The sequence below is a fragment of the Pseudomonas protegens genome (assembly GCF_003732485.1).
Lineage (GTDB): Bacteria > Pseudomonadota > Gammaproteobacteria > Pseudomonadales > Pseudomonadaceae > Aquipseudomonas > Aquipseudomonas protegens_B.
The window spans coordinates 28939-44513 of sequence record NZ_MOAK01000091.1; the positions used below are offsets into that span (position 1 = coordinate 28939).

The 15575-nt window shown below is 61.0% G+C and carries 14 protein-coding genes; all 14 read left to right on the forward strand.

Translation table 11 applies throughout. From position 1 onward, the window contains the following. Positions 1-773: type VI secretion system domain-containing protein (locus BLX41_RS36970; protein ID WP_259745486.1), on the forward strand; the 773-nt coding region annotated here is incomplete at its 5' end. Positions 774-806: 33 nt separating this feature from the next. Then, positions 807-1310, forward strand: a complete 504-nt coding sequence (gene tssB / locus BLX41_RS32380) for a type VI secretion system contractile sheath small subunit (protein ID WP_123728149.1) — start codon at positions 807-809, stop codon at positions 1308-1310. A 26-nt stretch (positions 1311-1336) separates the two neighbouring features. Beyond that, entirely contained in the window at positions 1337-2812 is a 1476-nt protein-coding gene (gene tssC, locus BLX41_RS32385; protein WP_123728150.1) for a type VI secretion system contractile sheath large subunit, read from the forward strand. Positions 2813-2826: 14 nt separating this feature from the next. Then, positions 2827-3234, forward strand: coding sequence for a type VI secretion system baseplate subunit TssE (gene tssE / locus BLX41_RS32390; RefSeq protein WP_123728151.1), 408 nt, complete (start codon positions 2827-2829; stop codon positions 3232-3234). 196 nt (positions 3235-3430) lie between these two features. Then, positions 3431-5218 (forward strand): type VI secretion system baseplate subunit TssF, encoded by a 1788-nt coding sequence (tssF, locus tag BLX41_RS32395; protein ID WP_123728152.1) that lies wholly within the window; start codon positions 3431-3433, stop codon positions 5216-5218. Then, positions 5182-6189, forward strand: coding sequence for a type VI secretion system baseplate subunit TssG (gene tssG, locus BLX41_RS32400; protein WP_123728153.1), 1008 nt, complete (start codon positions 5182-5184; stop codon positions 6187-6189). Before tssF ends, tssG begins: the two co-directional genes overlap by 37 nt. A gap of 13 nt (positions 6190-6202) precedes the next feature. Further along, positions 6203-8845 (forward strand): type VI secretion system ATPase TssH, encoded by a 2643-nt coding sequence (gene tssH, locus BLX41_RS32405; protein WP_123728154.1) that lies wholly within the window; start codon positions 6203-6205, stop codon positions 8843-8845. A 10-nt stretch (positions 8846-8855) separates the two neighbouring features. Continuing rightward, complete coding sequence (locus BLX41_RS32410; RefSeq protein WP_123728155.1) at positions 8856-10373, forward strand: sigma 54-interacting transcriptional regulator; 1518 nt, start codon at positions 8856-8858, stop codon at positions 10371-10373. Positions 10374-10465: 92 nt separating this feature from the next. After that, the gene (locus BLX41_RS32415; protein WP_123728156.1) at positions 10466-10606 is read left to right on the forward strand and encodes a type VI secretion protein; all 141 of its coding nucleotides are present in this window, start codon (positions 10466-10468) and stop codon (positions 10604-10606) included. A 17-nt stretch (positions 10607-10623) separates the two neighbouring features. Beyond that, positions 10624-11820 carry a type VI secretion system-associated FHA domain protein TagH gene (tagH, locus tag BLX41_RS32420; protein WP_123728157.1) on the forward strand — a complete coding sequence of 399 codons (1197 nt, stop codon included), beginning with the start codon at positions 10624-10626 and terminating at the stop codon, positions 11818-11820. A gap of 5 nt (positions 11821-11825) precedes the next feature. Next, positions 11826-12332 (forward strand): type VI secretion system lipoprotein TssJ, encoded by a 507-nt coding sequence (gene tssJ / locus BLX41_RS32425; RefSeq protein WP_123728158.1) that lies wholly within the window; start codon positions 11826-11828, stop codon positions 12330-12332. Next, the gene (gene tssK, locus BLX41_RS32430; RefSeq protein WP_123728159.1) at positions 12329-13660 is read left to right on the forward strand and encodes a type VI secretion system baseplate subunit TssK; all 1332 of its coding nucleotides are present in this window, start codon (positions 12329-12331) and stop codon (positions 13658-13660) included. The genes tssJ and tssK overlap by 4 nt, the downstream gene beginning before the upstream one ends. Positions 13661-13665: 5 nt before the next feature. Further along, entirely contained in the window at positions 13666-14535 is an 870-nt protein-coding gene (icmH, locus tag BLX41_RS32435) for a type IVB secretion system protein IcmH/DotU (protein WP_123728160.1), read from the forward strand. A gap of 14 nt (positions 14536-14549) precedes the next feature. Continuing rightward, the coding region (gene tssM / locus BLX41_RS36975; protein ID WP_259745488.1) for a type VI secretion system membrane subunit TssM at positions 14550-15575 on the forward strand (1026 nt) is incomplete at its 3' end.

The window sequence follows — 15575 nt, forward strand, 5'->3', positions numbered from 1 at the left end:
CCATCGATACTGTCCCTGAGCGCAACGCTGAGCAGGTCACGGCATTGCGAGGGTTGCCAGGAGACAAGCTCAAGACTTACCAGGAACGCTTTGCCGGCGGTCAGTTCGCCGATTTGTTGCTGGAGCTCGAAGCCAGCCTGTCCAGAGCGCCTTTTTGGTTCGACGGGCAGCGCCTGGTCTGGGAGTGCTTGCAAGAGTTGAACGCCGACCAGGCCATGCGTGAAGTCGAGTTTCACTTTGCGCTCTTGCTGCAGCGCCTGCCGGGAGTGGTCGAGTTGCGCTTTTACGACGGCACCCCCTTTGCCGATCCGGCCACCCGGAGCTGGATCAGCGCCCATGTCATGCCCCACCTATCTGCCACCAGTGCCCCGCGTCAGGTCGAAGCCAGTTCCAGCCAACCAATTTGGGAGGAGGCTCTGGAAGAGGTCTTGCCGATCCTGCGCAAGGATGGCCTCAAGGCAGCGGTGCAAGTGCTCAAGCCAGGCTTGCAGAGTGCGCGTGGCGGTCGCGTGAGGTTCTTCTGGCATTTCAGCCTGGCCCGGCTGTGTTTCATCGCCAAGAAGTACGAGCTGGCCAAGACCCAGCTGGAAACCCTTGACCAAGAATTGCAGAACTCAGGCTTGCACGCCTGGGAGCCGGATCTTGCGTTGGAAGTGCTGCACCTCCTGCATAGCTGCTGTGAGTTGTTGCCGCAGAACCACGCAGTGCGAGAACGCAAGGAAGAAATTTATCGCAGGCTGTGCCATCTCGACCTCGAGGTGGTACTCGAATAGGCCCACGGGCCGACAATCGCAAGGAAAGTACCCATGGCCAAAGAAGGCTCTGTAGCCCCTAAGGAACGCATCAACGTTACCTTCAAACCCGCGACTGGCGGAGCTCAGGAGGAGATTGAGCTACCGCTGAAACTGTTGGCGATCGGCGATTACACCCAGCGTCCGGACGAACGCAAGGTAGAAGATCGCAAGCCGATCAGTATCGACAAGATGACCTTCGACGAAGTGTTGGCCAAGCAGGAGCTGAGCCTGACGCTGAGCGTGCCTAACCGCCTTCAGGAGGACAGTGACACGGATGAGCTGGCGGTCAGTCTGCGGGTCAGCTCGATGAAGGACTTCAACCCGGCCAGTCTGGTAGAGCAGGTGCCCGAGTTGAAAAAACTGATGGAACTGCGCGATGCCCTGGTGGCACTCAAGGGACCGCTGGGTAACGCCCCCGCGTTCCGCAAAGCCATCGAAGGCGTTCTCGCCGACGACGAATCCCGCGTTCGCGTGCTTGGTGAACTGGGCCTGAACGCTGCCGCCCCAGACGCCTGACCCATCAGACAAGGAAGCCACAACACATGACTACCCGTGCCGCGCAACACCAAAGCAACGATAGCAGCGAGTACAGCATCCTCGACGGCATCATCGCCGAAACCCGTCTGACTCCGAACGACGAAGCCTATGACATCGCCAAGCGCGGTGTGTCTGCCTTCATCGAGGAGTTGCTCAAGCCGCAGAACAGTGGCGAGCCGGTCAAGAAGGCCATGGTCGATCGCATGATCGCCGAGATCGATGCCAAGCTCAGCCAGCAGATGGATGAGATTCTCCACCATGAGGACTTCCAGTCGCTGGAGTCTGCCTGGCGGGGGCTGCAACTGCTGGTGGAGCGCACCAATTTCCGTGAAAACATCAAGATAGAAATCCTCAACGTCTCCAAGCAGGACCTGCTGGACGACTTCGAAGACTCACCGGAAGTGATGCAGGCCGGTCTTTACAAACACATCTATACCGCTGAGTACGGTCAGTTCGGTGGCCAGCCGGTAGGCGCAATCATCGCCAACTACTTCATGTCGCCCAGCTCTCCCGACGTGAAGTTGATGCAGTACGTCTCCAGCGTTGCCTGCATGTCCCATGCGCCGTTCGTTGCCGCGGCAGGCCCGAACTTCTTCGGCCTGGAAAGCTTCACCGGCCTGCCGGACCTGAAGGATCTGAAGGATCATTTCGAAGGCCCGCAATTTGCCAAGTGGCAGAGCTTCCGCCAATCGGAAGACTCTCGCTACATCGCTCTGACCTTGCCGCGTTTCCTGCTGCGTAATCCTTATGATCCGCAAGAGAACCCGGTCAAGTCCTTCGTCTACAAGGAAACCGTTGCCAACAACCACGAGCACTACCTGTGGGGCAATACCGCGTATGCGTTCGGTACCAAACTGACCGACAGCTTCGCCAAGTTTCGCTGGTGCCCGAACATCATCGGTCCGCAGAGCGGTGGCGCGGTGGAAGATTTGCCGCTGCACCATTTCGAAAGCATGGGTGAGATCGAAACCAAGATCCCGACTGAAGTGCTGGTTTCAGATCGTCGCGAGTACGAATTGGCCGAGGAGGGCTTCATCTCCCTGACCATGCGCAAGGGCAGTGACAACGCGGCGTTCTTCTCTGCCAACTCGGTACAGAAGCCGAAGTTCTTTGGCATCAGCGCTGAAGGCAAGACGGCGGAGCTGAACTACAAGCTTGGCACCCAACTGCCCTACATGATGATCGTCAACCGCCTGGCTCACTACCTGAAGGTGCTGCAGCGTGAACAGCTCGGCTCATGGAAAGAGCGTACCGATCTTGAGCTGGAGCTCAATAAATGGATCCGCCAGTACGTGGCTGACCAGGAAAATCCGAGTGCCGAAGTCCGTGGTCGTCGTCCGCTGCGCGCTGCGCAGATCATCGTCAGCGATGTGGAAGGCGAGCCGGGCTGGTATCGCGTCAGCCTGAACGTGCGCCCGCATTTCAAGTACATGGGGGCCGACTTCACGCTTTCTCTGGTTGGCAAGCTGGACAAAGAGTAACCGGGAGCCAGGCCATGAGCGGATACGGCAGCCTTTTTGAACGCCTGAGCGCAGAGACCGACCAGCGTATCGGCTGGAGCCCAGAGGCATGCGCGATGGCATCGGTGGCTGCCCATCTGGGCAAGATGCTCAGCACCCGTGCGGGGAGCGTGCAGACGCTGTCCGACTACGGGTTGCCCGATCTCAACGACATGCGCTTGAGCTTGCACGATGCCTTAAGCCAGGCCCGCTTGGCCATCGAGCACTTCATCGAAGCCTACGAGCCGCGGCTCAGCCAGGTGCGTGTCGTTTCTCTGCCGCGTGATCATGACCCGCTCAAGCTGGCGTTCAGTATTGAAGGCTTGCTCGAGGTGGAAGGGATCAAGCGTCAGGTCAGTTTTTCCGCCTGCCTGGATGGCAGCGGACAGGTCAAGGTCAGTTAAGGAGACGACGATGACAGGAAACCACGCAGTCTGCGCCAGCAGGCCTTTTGTCTGCCCAGGCCACGACCTTTGTTGGCTATCCCGTACGCGTCGCGAACACAGCAGGGATCTCCGGTGCTTGGAGTAACGCCGCGCGGGTACTGGCATCGCGTTCCACCGAAATGCCCCATGACTCCAACTACCAGGCACTGAGCCCATGTCCTTTAACCACTATTACCAAAGTGAGCTTACTGCGCTGCGTCAGCTGGGCCGTCGTTTCGCCGAGCGCAGTCCGGCCCTGGCGCCCTTTCTGGGGCAGGCCGGACGAGACCCGGATGTGGAGCGCCTGCTCGAAGGGTTTGCGTTTCTGACGGGGCGTCTGCGCCAGAAGCTCGATGACGAGCTGCCCGAGCTGAGCCACTCGCTGATGCATCTGCTGTGGCCGAACTACATGCGGCCATTGCCAGCGTTCAGCATCTTGCAGTTCGATCCCCTGCAGCAGCCCGGACCTGCCCAGCGAATACCGCGAGATACGCCGGTAGAGAGCAAGCTCATCGATGATGTCAGCTGTCGCTTTCGCACCTGCTATCCGACCGAGGTGCTGCCTCTGGACCTGACGGCATTGAGCTACTCGGTCAAGGGCGATGGTGCACTGTTGAGCCTGCGTCTGGAAATGAGTTGCGACGGTCATTTCGGTGAACTTAACCTGGAGCGTCTGCGCCTGCACCTGGCCGGTGAGCGCTACATCAGTCAGATGCTTTACCTCAGCCTGTTGCGCAACCTCGAGGGCATCGAGCTGGTGCCGTTGGGGGCGGGCGGCGAACCGCTTGGCGGGGCCGACGGTACCGGGATGTCCTTCAAGATCTCGGGCAACCATGTACAGCCCGTGGGTTTTGCTGAAGAAGAGGCATTGATCCCGTACCCGCTCAACACCTTCCGCGGTTATCGCTACCTGCAGGAGTATTTTGCGTTCCAGGACAAGTTCCTGTTCGTCGATCTCAGTGGCCTGGATCTGCTGCAGAGGTTGCCGCAAGACGTTCTCCAGCGCATGCACGGCCTGGAGTTGCGCTTCGATATTCGCAACAGTGGGGTACAACGCCTGCGTCCGACCCTGGACAACGTGAAGCTCTACTGCACACCTATCGTCAATCTGTTCAAGCACGATGCCTTGCCAATTCGTCTTGACGGCAAGCAGGACGAATACCTGTTACTGCCGGCCAAGTACGAACTGGAACATTGCGGCGTGTTTTCCATTGAAAGCGTCACCGGCTGGAAGCCGGGCGGCCTGGGTTATCAGGCGTATGTACCCTTCGAGTCGTTCGAGCATGATCCGAGTTTCGACGTGCCCCACAGCCGCCCGCACTACAGCATTCGCCAGCGCTCATCACTGCTGCACGACGGCCTCGACACCTACCTGAGCTTCGGTATCCGTCACACCGACGCTCAGGAAACCCTGTCGATCGAGCTGACGTGCACCAACCAGAACCTGCCGCGCCGGCTCAAGCTCGGCGACATCAACCAGTTGTGCGAGGAAACCCCGGAGTTCCTCAGTTTCCGCAATATCACACCGGTCACGTCGAGCTACGCACCGCCGTTGAACCGCGATTTTCTGTGGAAGCTCATCAGCAACATGTCGCTCAACTATCTGTCGTTGGCCAACGTTGATGCGTTGAAGGTGATCCTCGAAACCTACGACTTGCCACGCTACTACGACCAGCACCTGGAGAAGGTCAGCAAGCGTTTGCTGGGCGGGCTCAAGTCGATTCGTCACGAGCACGTCGATCGCCTGCACCGAGGCTTGCCGCTGCGCGGGTTGCGCACCGAGCTGAGCATCGATCCCCAAGGCTATATCGGTGAAGGCGACCTGTTCGTTTTCGCGTCGGTTCTTAACGAGTTTTTTGCTCTTTACGCCAGTCTCAATTCCTACCACGAGCTGCGGGTAAAAAGTACACAGGGAGAGGTGTACAAATGGGCACCACGCATGGGGCTGCAGCCCCTGCTTTAAGCAGACTGAGCACGGTAATACGAGAGTATTCGCTGTTTCAGGCCGTACTGTTGGTCGTCGATCGCTTGCGCGATGCCCACCCGCACCTGAGCGAAGAGGAACTCTACGATCAGCTGGAGTTCCAGGCCAATCCGAGCCTGGGTTTCCCTGGCAGCGATGTCGATCGTGTGGAGTTTTTCGAAGAGTGCGGTCAGATGCGTGCACGTTTGCGTTTCAACCTGATCGGGTTGTTCGGCGCGGGCTCGCCCTTGCCGGCGTTCTATGGCGAGCAGGCCCTGGGCGATAGCGAAGAGGGCAACCCTACGCGCAACTTTCTCGATCTGTTCCATCACCGCCTGCAACGCCTGATGCTGCCGATCTGGAGTAAGTATCGCTACCGCGCCAGCTTCAAGAGCGGTGCCCTGGACCCGTTTTCAGCTCAGTTGTTTGCCTTGATCGGCCTGGGTGGAGAAGACATCCGCAAGGCCAAGGAACTGAATTGGAAACGCTTGCTGCCGTACCTCGGATTGCTCAGCTTGCGCGCCCATTCGGCCGCCCTGATCGAGGCGGTGCTGCGCTACTACTTCAAGCACGCCGACCTGGTGATCGAGCAGTGCATCGAGCGTCGGGTAGAGATTCTCGACGAACAGCGCAACTGCCTGGGGCAGGCCAACAGTCTGCTCGGTGAGGACCTGGTACTGGGCGAGCGGGTACGCGATCGCGGCGGCAAGTTTCGCATTCATATCAGTCAGCTCGACTGGCAACGTTTCCACGAATTCCTGCCGATCGGTTTCGGTTACCAGCCGCTGTGCGCGCTGGTGCGATTCACCCTGCGCGACCCGCTGGACTACGACATTCGCCTGGTGCTGCGCCAGGAGGAAATCCGCGAACTGTGCATCGGTGAACAGAACACCTGTCGTCTGGGGTGGACCAGTTGGCTCGGTCATGAAAAGGCCGACGGCGTGGTGACCTTGGGCAGCAAAATTCATTAAGGACGGATGACCCATGATCAACCTAGACCTGCAACAACTTATCCAGGCACTGGACGCTGAAACCCGCCGCGACCTGGAGCGTTCCGCTGAACGCTGTGTCGCCCGTGGCGGCAACAAGGTGCTGGTCGAAGACCTGCTGCTGGGTTTGCTGGAGCGCCCCCAGGGTTTGCTTGCCCGGGCGTTGCAGGACGCGCAAGTCGATGCCGGCGAGTTGACCGAGGCACTGCAATCGCAAGTCGGCGATAGCGGCTCGCGCAGTCCGGTGTTCGCTCCGGAACTGGTGCAGTGGCTGCAGGACGCGTTACTGGTGGCCAATCTTGAACTGGGTCAAAGCCAGGTCGAGCAGGCGGCCTTGATTCTGGCCTTGCTGCGCAACCCGATGCGTTATGCCGGCAGTCGCTACCAGCCGCTGCTGGCGAAACTGGACATCGAACGCCTGAAGGATTTTGCCCTGTCACAACAGGAGCGAGCCTCCGGCGGCGGGCCGGCGGCAGCGGGGGAGTCGCTGTTGCTGCGTTTCACTCATAACCTCACCCAACAGGCGCGAGACGGCCAACTCGACCCGGTGCTGTGCCGCGATGATGCGATCCGGCAAATGGTCGACATCCTCGCCCGTCGCCGCAAGAACAACCCGATCGTGGTCGGTGAGGCCGGTGTCGGGAAAACCGCAGTCGTCGAAGGCCTGGCCTCGCGCATTGCCGCCGGAGAAGTACCGCCCGTGCTCAAGGACATTGAGCTGCTCTCTCTGGACATGGGGCTGCTGCAAGCGGGCGCCAGCGTCAAAGGTGAATTCGAGCGACGTCTGAAAGGGGTGATCGACGAGGTCAACGCCTCGCCCAAGCCGATCATCCTGTTCATCGATGAGGCTCATACCCTGATCGGCGCGGGCGGCAATGCCGGCGGCTCCGATGCAGCCAACCTGCTCAAGCCGGCCCTGGCCCGGGGTGAGCTACGCACCATTGCGGCCACCACCTGGACCGAATACAAAAAATACTTCGAGAAAGATCCGGCCCTGGCCCGTCGTTTCCAACCCGTGCAATTGCACGAACCCACCGTTGCCGAGGCGGTGACCATTCTGCGAGGTCTGGCTCAGGTCTATGAGAAGAGCCACGGTATCTACCTGCGTGATGACGCGGTGGTGGCCGCCGCCGAGCTATCAGCCCGTTACCTCGCCGGGCGCCAGTTGCCGGACAAGGCTGTCGATGTCCTCGACACCGCCTGTGCCCGGGTTCGCATCAGCCTTGCGGCGGCCCCTGAGCGTCTGGAACGTCTGCGGGGCGAAGGGGCTGAAGGACGGCGTCAGTGCCAGGCTCTGCGGCGCGATGCCGAAGCCGGATTGACGATTGACCAGGAGGCCCTGGACAGCCTGGAAGCGCGGCTGGCCGAAGCTGCAGAGCACCAGCAGGACCTGGAAAAACTCTGGCACGAACAACGCACATTGGCCGAGCGCTTGCTGCAGTTGCGGGTGCAATTGGCCAGGGCCCGTGACGCCAGCACCCTGGGCTCGGCACAGGAGAGCGAAGGCTCGCCGGATGCAAGCCTGGAGACTGATGTGCAAAGCGGACCTGGCGTGGTGGAGCTGGAGTCGGCACTCAACGACACCCATCGCGCCCTGAGCGACGCGCAAACCCGGGAGCGGCTGGTCAGTTTCGAGGTGTGTCCACGCCTGGTGGCTGAAGTCATCAGCGCCTGGACCGGAGTACCGCTGGCGCAACTGGCCCGTGAGCACAACGCCAAGGTGGCGAGTTTTGCCACTGACCTGAGTGCCCGTATTCGCGGTCAGGACCAGGCGGTGCAGGTTCTGGATCGTTCCATGCGTGCCGTGGCCGCAGGCCTGAACAAACCGGATGCGCCGGTCGGGGTGTTTCTCCTGGTGGGCCCCAGCGGGGTGGGCAAGACCGAAACCGCCCTGGCCCTGGCGGACCTGCTGTACGGCGGTGAGCGTTTCATCACCACCATCAACATGTCCGAGTTCCAGGAAAAACACACCGTTTCGCGCCTGATCGGCGCTCCGCCGGGTTATGTCGGTTATGGCGAGGGCGGCATGCTCACCGAAGCGGTGCGGCAAAAACCCTATTCCGTGGTGCTGCTCGATGAGGTCGAGAAAGCCGATCCGGATGTGCTCAACCTGTTCTATCAGATCTTCGACAAGGGCGTGGCTAACGATGGCGAAGGGCGTGAGATCGATTTTCGCAACACGCTGATACTGATGACCTCGAACCTGGGCAGCGAGCGGATCAGTGCGCTGTGCGAGCACGGCGAGCGCCCAAGCGTCGACACTCTGGAGCAGACGATCCGTCCGGTATTGAACAAGCATTTCAAACCGGCGCTGCTGGCACGTATGCGCGTGGTGCCTTATTACCCGGTGAGTGGCCCGGTGCTGCGCGAACTGATCGAAATCAAGCTGGGGCGGCTGGGGGAGCGGCTGAACGCTCGGCAGCTGGATTTCAGCCACTGCCAGGCGCTGGTCGATCACTTGGCCGAACGCTGCACCCAGAGCGAAAGCGGTGCGCGCCTGATCGACTACTTGCTCGACCTGCACGTCCTGCCGTTGGTGGCCGACCGCCTGCTGGCGGCCATGGCCAGCGGCGAGAACCTCAAACGTGTGTACGCAACGCTCGATAGCAGCGGTGGCGTGGCCTGTGAGTTCGCCTGAGGTGGGCATCATGTTCACCCGGGTGCCGCAGCCACTGGCCTATGCAGAGGCACTGCTGGCGCAGTTTTCCGGCCTGTCCCGGGCGTCGGAAGGTCCAGCGCTGCTTGAGGACTTTGTACGGGGGGCAGCCCAGCTCAGTGGCTGTGAACTGAGTCAGCTGTATCTGCTCGATGCCACCCATAGCTGCCTGCAACTGCGCGCCGAATGCCTTGGCGGCCTTTTGCAGCCGCGGGAAGTGATCAACCTGCCGAGCGATTACAGCGGTGAGCAATTGCTGCAGTTCGCCCTGTGCCAGAACCGGGTGGTGAGCCTGGTGGGCTTGAACCAGAGCCTCCACGACACCAGCTTCCTGCCCGTGCGCAGCGTCGCGTGGCAGTCACTGTTATGTGTACCGCTGGTCAACTCGGGCAAGGCTGTCCAAGGCTTGCTGTTATGTGCCAGCCCGGAACAGGAAGACCTGCAAGCCTTTGCCCAGTCGTTGGCTCAACTGGGGTCGTTTGTCCTTGGTCAATGGGAGCTGCTGCAGCGTTTGCGCCTCCCCGCGGGCGAACAGGCGCCGCTTCTGCATCCCGAGGTCATCACCAGCGGTTATGGCTTGATCGGCACCAGTGCGGTGATGCGCCAGACCTATCAATTGATCAGCAAGGTACTGCACAGTCCTTACACCGTGTTGCTGCGTGGCGAAACCGGCACCGGCAAGGAAGTGGTGGCGCGGGCCATTCATGATTATGGCCCGCGTCGCTCCCAGGCATTTGTGGTGCAGAACTGCGCGGCATTCCCGGAAAACCTGCTGGAAAGCGAGTTGTTCGGTTATCGCAAGGGCGCGTTCACGGGCGCTGACCGCGATCGCCCCGGGCTGTTTGATGCGGCCAATGGCGGCACCCTGTTGCTGGACGAAATCGGCGACATGCCGCTGTCCCTGCAAGCCAAGTTGCTCCGGGTCCTGCAGGACGGCGAGATACGCCCGCTGGGCTCCAACGACACGCACATCATCGACGTGCGCATCATCGCGGCCACCCACCGTGATCTGGCGGCGCTGGTTGGTGAAGGCAAGTTCCGTGAGGACCTGTATTACCGCCTGGCTCAGTTCCCGATCGAGTTGCCGGCCTTGCGACAGCGTGAAGACGACGTTCTCGCCCTGGCCCGGCACTTCGCCGACAAGGCCTGCGCCTTCCTGCAACGTGACCCGGTGAGCTGGTCGCCAACGGCCCTCGATCATCTGTCCGGCTACGCCTTTCCAGGCAACGTGCGCGAGCTCAAGGGGCTGGTGGAGCGTGCAGTGCTGCTCTGTGAGGGCGGTGAGCTTCTGGCCGAGCATTTCTCCATGAACATTGAAGTCATGCCCGAAGAGGTGGGCCTGAACCTGCGCGAGCAGTTGGAAAAGGTCGAGCGTCACCTGTTGCTCGATTGCCTGCGCAAGAACGACGGCAATCAGACCCTGGCAGCCCGCGAGCTGGGCTTGCCCCGTCGCACGCTGCTGTACCGCCTGGGCCGCCTGAATATCAATCTTGGCGACTTTGAGGCCTAGCGAGGCATGGAGTCTTGGCTGGTTTTTCGTACTTCTCGGCGCGCCTGCAAGGGAGGGCGTTTTGTGCATTGTCTACCTATGGAGACCTTCTGATGTCTGTTCGTCACTGGCAAACCGTCCTTTTGACCCTGGTTGTTCTGGTTGGCCTCGGCGCCTGCAGCGGCAATTACAAATTCAACGACGACACCTATCGCCCGCTGGGCGATCCGCAGGCGGTCAATCGCGGCAAGTGAGCGCAAGGAGCATCATCATGGAACTGGTTTTTGAAATGCTCGATGCCAAGCAATTCGTGCCGGCGGACTTGAGCAGCAAGACCTTCAGGCGGGCCGGTGGCGTCATCGGTCGGGGAGAGGATTGCGAGTGGAAGATTCCGGATAGCAAGCGCCATCTGTCCAACCATCATGCGCTGGTCAGTTATCGCGATGGCCAGTTTTTCCTCACCGATACCAGCAGCAACGGTATCCAGGACAGTGGCAGTGGCGCGCGTCTGCGCAAGGGCGAAGCCCAGCGTATCGAGCAGGGCAGTGTCTACGTGCTGGGGGATTTCAAGATTCGTGCGCGCCTGGTGCAGGCCCCGGAAGCCTTCGCCGTTGAAGCCGGTCGTCCACAAGCGGCCGGCAGCATCATTCCGGATAACGCATTTTTTGACCTCGACCCGCTCAATGCATTGGACCAGCAGGAGCACAGTGGGGCGGAGATTGACGAGCTCAGTGCACTCGACGCACCACACCAGGAACCTGGGCAGCGAGCCGATTACGCCCGCATCGATAGGGAACGCCTGCTGGTGCCGGAGCTGGTGGCGCCCCCCGAGCCGCCGGCGCTACCCGAGCCCAAGGCGCCGGCCTGTCAGAGTGAAGCGTTCTGGGCGCGTTTCGGTGCGGTCCTGGGGGTGGATCTGCAAGCGCTCGATCACGACCGGCGCGAGGCTTTGGCGGTCAATGTCGCGGGGCTGTTCAAGCAAAGCATTGGTGGTTTGCAGCAGAGCCTGCGAACCCGCAGCGAACTGAAAAACGAGCTGCGCCTGGCCCTCACCGCGCCCCAGGGCACCAGTAAGAACCCGCTCAAGTTCGCCGTGGATTGCGAAGCGGTACTGGGCATCCTGCTGCTGGATCACAAGCCTGGGCAACTGTCTGCCGAGCAGGCGATCTCCCGTGCCTTTCGCGACCTGCAGGCGCATCAGGTGGCGCTGCTCAGCGCCAGCCGCGCCGCAGTGCGGAGCACCCTCGAACACTTTTCGCCGCAACAGCTGACCCTGCGTTTCGAGCGCGATGGCCAGCAACCGTTGCTGGTGACTTCCGGTAGCCGCTGGCGAGCGTATCGCCGCTATCACCAGGCGCTGTGCCAGGACGATGACTGGAACGAGCGCCTGTTGGCGCGGGATTTCGCTCAGGCCTACGAAGAACAGATCCGCCTGATCTCCACCCTCCACCTCGATGATCAAGGATGACCTGCATGTCTCGCCGTACCCACCCATTACTCAAGGCCCTGACGGTGCTCATGGCCCTGGCGCTGTCGACGGGCTGCGCATCGATGTCGCCGTATTCGACCCTGACCAAGCTGAACCTGAAGCTGAGCGCCAGCGATCGGCTCAACCCGGACCTCAATGGGCGCCCGTCGCCGATCGTGGTGCGCTTGATGGAACTCAAGCATCCGGTGGCATTCGAGAACGCCGATTTTTTCAGTCTCTATGAGCGTGCCAGGGAGTCCCTGGCACCGGATCTGGTGGCCAGTGAAGAGCTGGAGCTGCGCCCGGGCGAAAGCCTCGAGTTCAAGTTGCGCGTCGAAGACGGCAGCCGTTTCGTCGGTGTGCTCGCGGCCTATCGCGATTTGCCGGAAAGCCAGTGGCGCTATGTGGTGCAGCTCACCCCGCAGGAGGTGACCGAGGTCGGCCTGATCCTCGACCAGTCCGGCATCCGCAACAGCAACGATGTGCTCAGCCAAGCGGATGACAACTCATGAACGTGCATAAAATCATTTGGCAGGAAGGCATGTTGCTGCGGCCTCAGCATTTCCAGCACAACGATCGTTACTACGATTACCAGATGAAAACCCGTACCCAGTTGCTGAGTAGTTACAGTTGGGGATTTCTGGCGCTGGAGATCGATCTGCAGTTTCTCAACATGGGCAAGCTGGTGATCAGCCGAGCCTCCGGTATCTTGCCGGATGGCAGCCTGTTCGAGCTGGGGGACGATACCGAGCCGCTGGCCCTGGATGTGCCGCCCAATACGGGGGGCACTCCGGTCTACCTGGCCTTGCCGCTGGTCACGGGCAACCACATCGAGTCAAGGCGCCCGGAGCAGTCCGACGTGCTGGCGCGCTACACCGTCTACGAGGCACAGATCGCCGATTCCAATGCCGGTGATGATTCCAGCAGCCAGCTCAGTTGTGCCCGTCCGGACTTCCGTCTGCTACTGGGCGAGCAGCAGAGCGGGCAAGCCTATGTGAAGTTGAAAGTCTGTGAAGTGATGGATGCCACCGCCGATGGCGTGATCAGCCTCGATCCGGATTTCGTGCCGACCTTCCTGCACACCCATGCCAGTGCCTATCTGCTCTCGTGCCTGAAAGAGATCATCAGCATGCTCAGCCATCGGGGAGACACCATCGCCGAGCGGATTCGCTCCAACGGCAAGGTCGGTGGCGCCGAGGTGGGCGACTTCATGATGCTGCAGTTGATCAACCGTACCGAACTGCTGTTGCGGCACTACCTGGATCTTGAGCATGTCCATCCGGAGGAGCTCTATCGCACGCTGCTGGTCATGCTCGGGGAACTGGCGACTTTCGCCAGTGACAGCAAGCGCCCACGGTTGGACAGCCGCTATCAGCACAGCGACCAGGGAGCGAGCTTTCGCAAATTGATGGATGCCATTCGCCAGGTGCTGTCGATGGTGCTCGAGCAGCACGCCATCGAGCTGGTGCTGCAAGCCCGCCAGTACGGGGTGCTGGTGTCGCCGCTGCATGACCACAAATTGCTGGAGTCGGCTTCGTTCGTACTCGCAGCCAGTGCCAACTGCGACTCCGAAGAATTGCGTCATCGCTTGCCGGCGCACCTCAAGGTCGGGCCGGTGGAAAGCATTCGGCAACTGGTCAACCTGCATCTGCCGGGGATCAAGGTCCGACCCTTGCCGGTGGCTCCGCGACAGATCGCATTCCACTCCAATAAAACCTATTTCATCCTCGACCTCAGTCCCGAGGACTTGGCACAACTGGAACGTTCGGGAGGTTTCGCCTTCCACGTCTCCGGTGAGTTCGCCGAGCTTGAACTGAAATTCTGGGCCATCAGGAACTGAACGACATGATCAAGGATCTGGAACACCCCCAGGACGATAAAACCGTCCTGCTTGACCGTCATGGGCATGGCCCGGCACGCAACCCGCTGACCGACTTCGCCGAACCTCCCCGTTTCGAGCAACTTGAGGAGCGGATGATCTATGCCGCGCGCCTGGGCCCTGCGCAATCCATCAGCGTCAGCCTCAACCCGCTGGTGGCGGCGGCGTCCGACCTGCTGTCGGAAGTGGTTCGCCTCAAGCACAGCGAGTCTGCCGAAGACTTGCGTGCGCTCAATGCGCGCCTGAGTGCCGGCCTCAAGCAGTTCGACGCTCGGGCCCTGCAGGACGGCGCGCAGAGCAGCCAGGTGATGGCCGCCCGCTATGTGCTGTGTACCGTGGTCGACGAGGCGGTGGTGAGCACCCCTTGGGGCAATGAAAGCCAGTGGTCGCAAATGAGTCTGCTCAGCAGCTTTCACAACGAAACCTTCGGCGGCGAAAAGTTCTTCCAACTGCTGGATCGGCTGTCGAAGAACCCGGTCAAGCACCTGCCGATGCTGGAGCTGATGTACTTGTGCCTGGCGTTGGGTTTCGAGGGCAAGTACCGGGTCATTCCCCGCGGCGTGCTCGAAATCGAGGGGATTCGCGACGCGTTGTACCGACAGATCCGCCAACTGCGTGGCGACGTGCCTCGTGAACTGTCGCCCCATTGGGAAGGGCTCCGCGATCAGCGTCGCAGCCTGGTACGCATCGTACCGGGGTGGACGGTTGCGCTGTTCACCGTGGTGTGTCTGCTGGTGATGTACTCGGGGTTCGCCTGGGTGCTTGGCCAGCAGCGCGAAAGCCTGTTGCAGACGTATCAGCCGCTTGACCCGGTGGTGGTCCAGCCCCAGCAGTAAGACAGGGACGTGTGATGAATAACTTCTTCAAGAAAGCCGGCGCCTTCCTGCGCCAGACCTGGGTCTGGACGCTGCTGTTGGTGCTGAGTGTGGCATTGCTGGTGTGGTTCGTCGGGCCGCTATTGGCCGTCAACGACTTTAAGTTCTGGGCCAGTGCAACCTCGCGCCTGCTGACCATCAGCGCGTTGTTCCTGATCTGGGGCTTGGCGATGGTCTTTGTCAGCTGGCGCTCCGGCGTGCGCAAGAAGGCCGTCGAGGACAGCGAGGCCGGACAAGCACGCATGCAGCGTGACGAGTTGATCGACCAGGAGCACAAAGAGCTCTATGAGCGCTTCAAGGACGCGCTGCGCACCCTAAAGACCTCAAGCCTGTACCGCGGTCGCAGCGAACGTTGGCGCAGTGATCTGCCCTGGTACCTGCTGCTTGGTCCACAGGGCAGCGGCAAGACCAGCCTGCTGGATTTTTCGGGCCTGGAGTTTCCACTCAACAAAATGGGCCGCAAGCTGACCCGCGACACCGGCGGCACCCGGCACTGCGACTGGTACTTCGCCGAACACGGCGTACTGATCGACACGGCCGGCCGCTACCTGAGCCAAGGCGCCGCCGAAGTCGACGCCAGTGCCTGGAACACCTTGCTGGGCCTGTTGCGCAAGCGTCGTCGCGGTCGTCCGCTCAATGGCGTGCTGGTGACCGTTCCGGTGGAGGCACTGCTGAGCGTCGACGAGCAGGAACTGGACACCCTGGCGCATCAGGTACGCGTGCGCCTGCAGGATATTCATCAGAAGTTGCACGTCGATGTCCCGGTCTATCTGGTGCTCAGCAAGGCCGACCAACTCTCGGGTTTTGACGAGTTTTTTGACCAGATGAGCCGGGAGGAAAGCGATCAGGTCCTCGGCGCCAGTTTTAGCCAGGAACAAAGCGGCACCGATGTCGCGGTACTTCGCCAGGAGTTCGAGGAGCTGCTGCGGCGCTTGAACAGCCAGGTGATCATGCGCATGCACCAGGAGCGAGACACCCAGCGTCGGGGGGGGGGTCTCGAC

Bases quoted from the DNA above. Each gene is read 5' to 3' on its own strand.
- tssE (WP_123728151.1), top strand. From the start codon at position 2,827: ATGAGCGGATACGGCAGCCTTTTTGAACGCCTGAGCGCAGAGACCGAC.
- icmH (WP_123728160.1), top strand. From the start codon at position 13,666: ATGATCAAGGATCTGGAACACCCCCAGGACGATAAAACCGTCCTGCTT.
- tssF (WP_123728152.1), top strand. From the start codon at position 3,431: ATGTCCTTTAACCACTATTACCAAAGTGAGCTTACTGCGCTGCGTCAG.
- BLX41_RS32415 (WP_123728156.1), top strand. From the start codon at position 10,466: ATGTCTGTTCGTCACTGGCAAACCGTCCTTTTGACCCTGGTTGTTCTG.
- tssC (WP_123728150.1), top strand. From the start codon at position 1,337: ATGACTACCCGTGCCGCGCAACACCAAAGCAACGATAGCAGCGAGTAC.
- tssJ (WP_123728158.1), top strand. From the start codon at position 11,826: ATGTCTCGCCGTACCCACCCATTACTCAAGGCCCTGACGGTGCTCATG.
- tssH (WP_123728154.1), top strand. From the start codon at position 6,203: ATGATCAACCTAGACCTGCAACAACTTATCCAGGCACTGGACGCTGAA.
- BLX41_RS32410 (WP_123728155.1), top strand. From the start codon at position 8,856: ATGTTCACCCGGGTGCCGCAGCCACTGGCCTATGCAGAGGCACTGCTG.
- tagH (WP_123728157.1), top strand. From the start codon at position 10,624: ATGGAACTGGTTTTTGAAATGCTCGATGCCAAGCAATTCGTGCCGGCG.
- tssB (WP_123728149.1), top strand. From the start codon at position 807: ATGGCCAAAGAAGGCTCTGTAGCCCCTAAGGAACGCATCAACGTTACC.
- tssK (WP_123728159.1), top strand. From the start codon at position 12,329: ATGAACGTGCATAAAATCATTTGGCAGGAAGGCATGTTGCTGCGGCCT.
- tssG (WP_123728153.1), top strand. From the start codon at position 5,182: ATGGGCACCACGCATGGGGCTGCAGCCCCTGCTTTAAGCAGACTGAGC.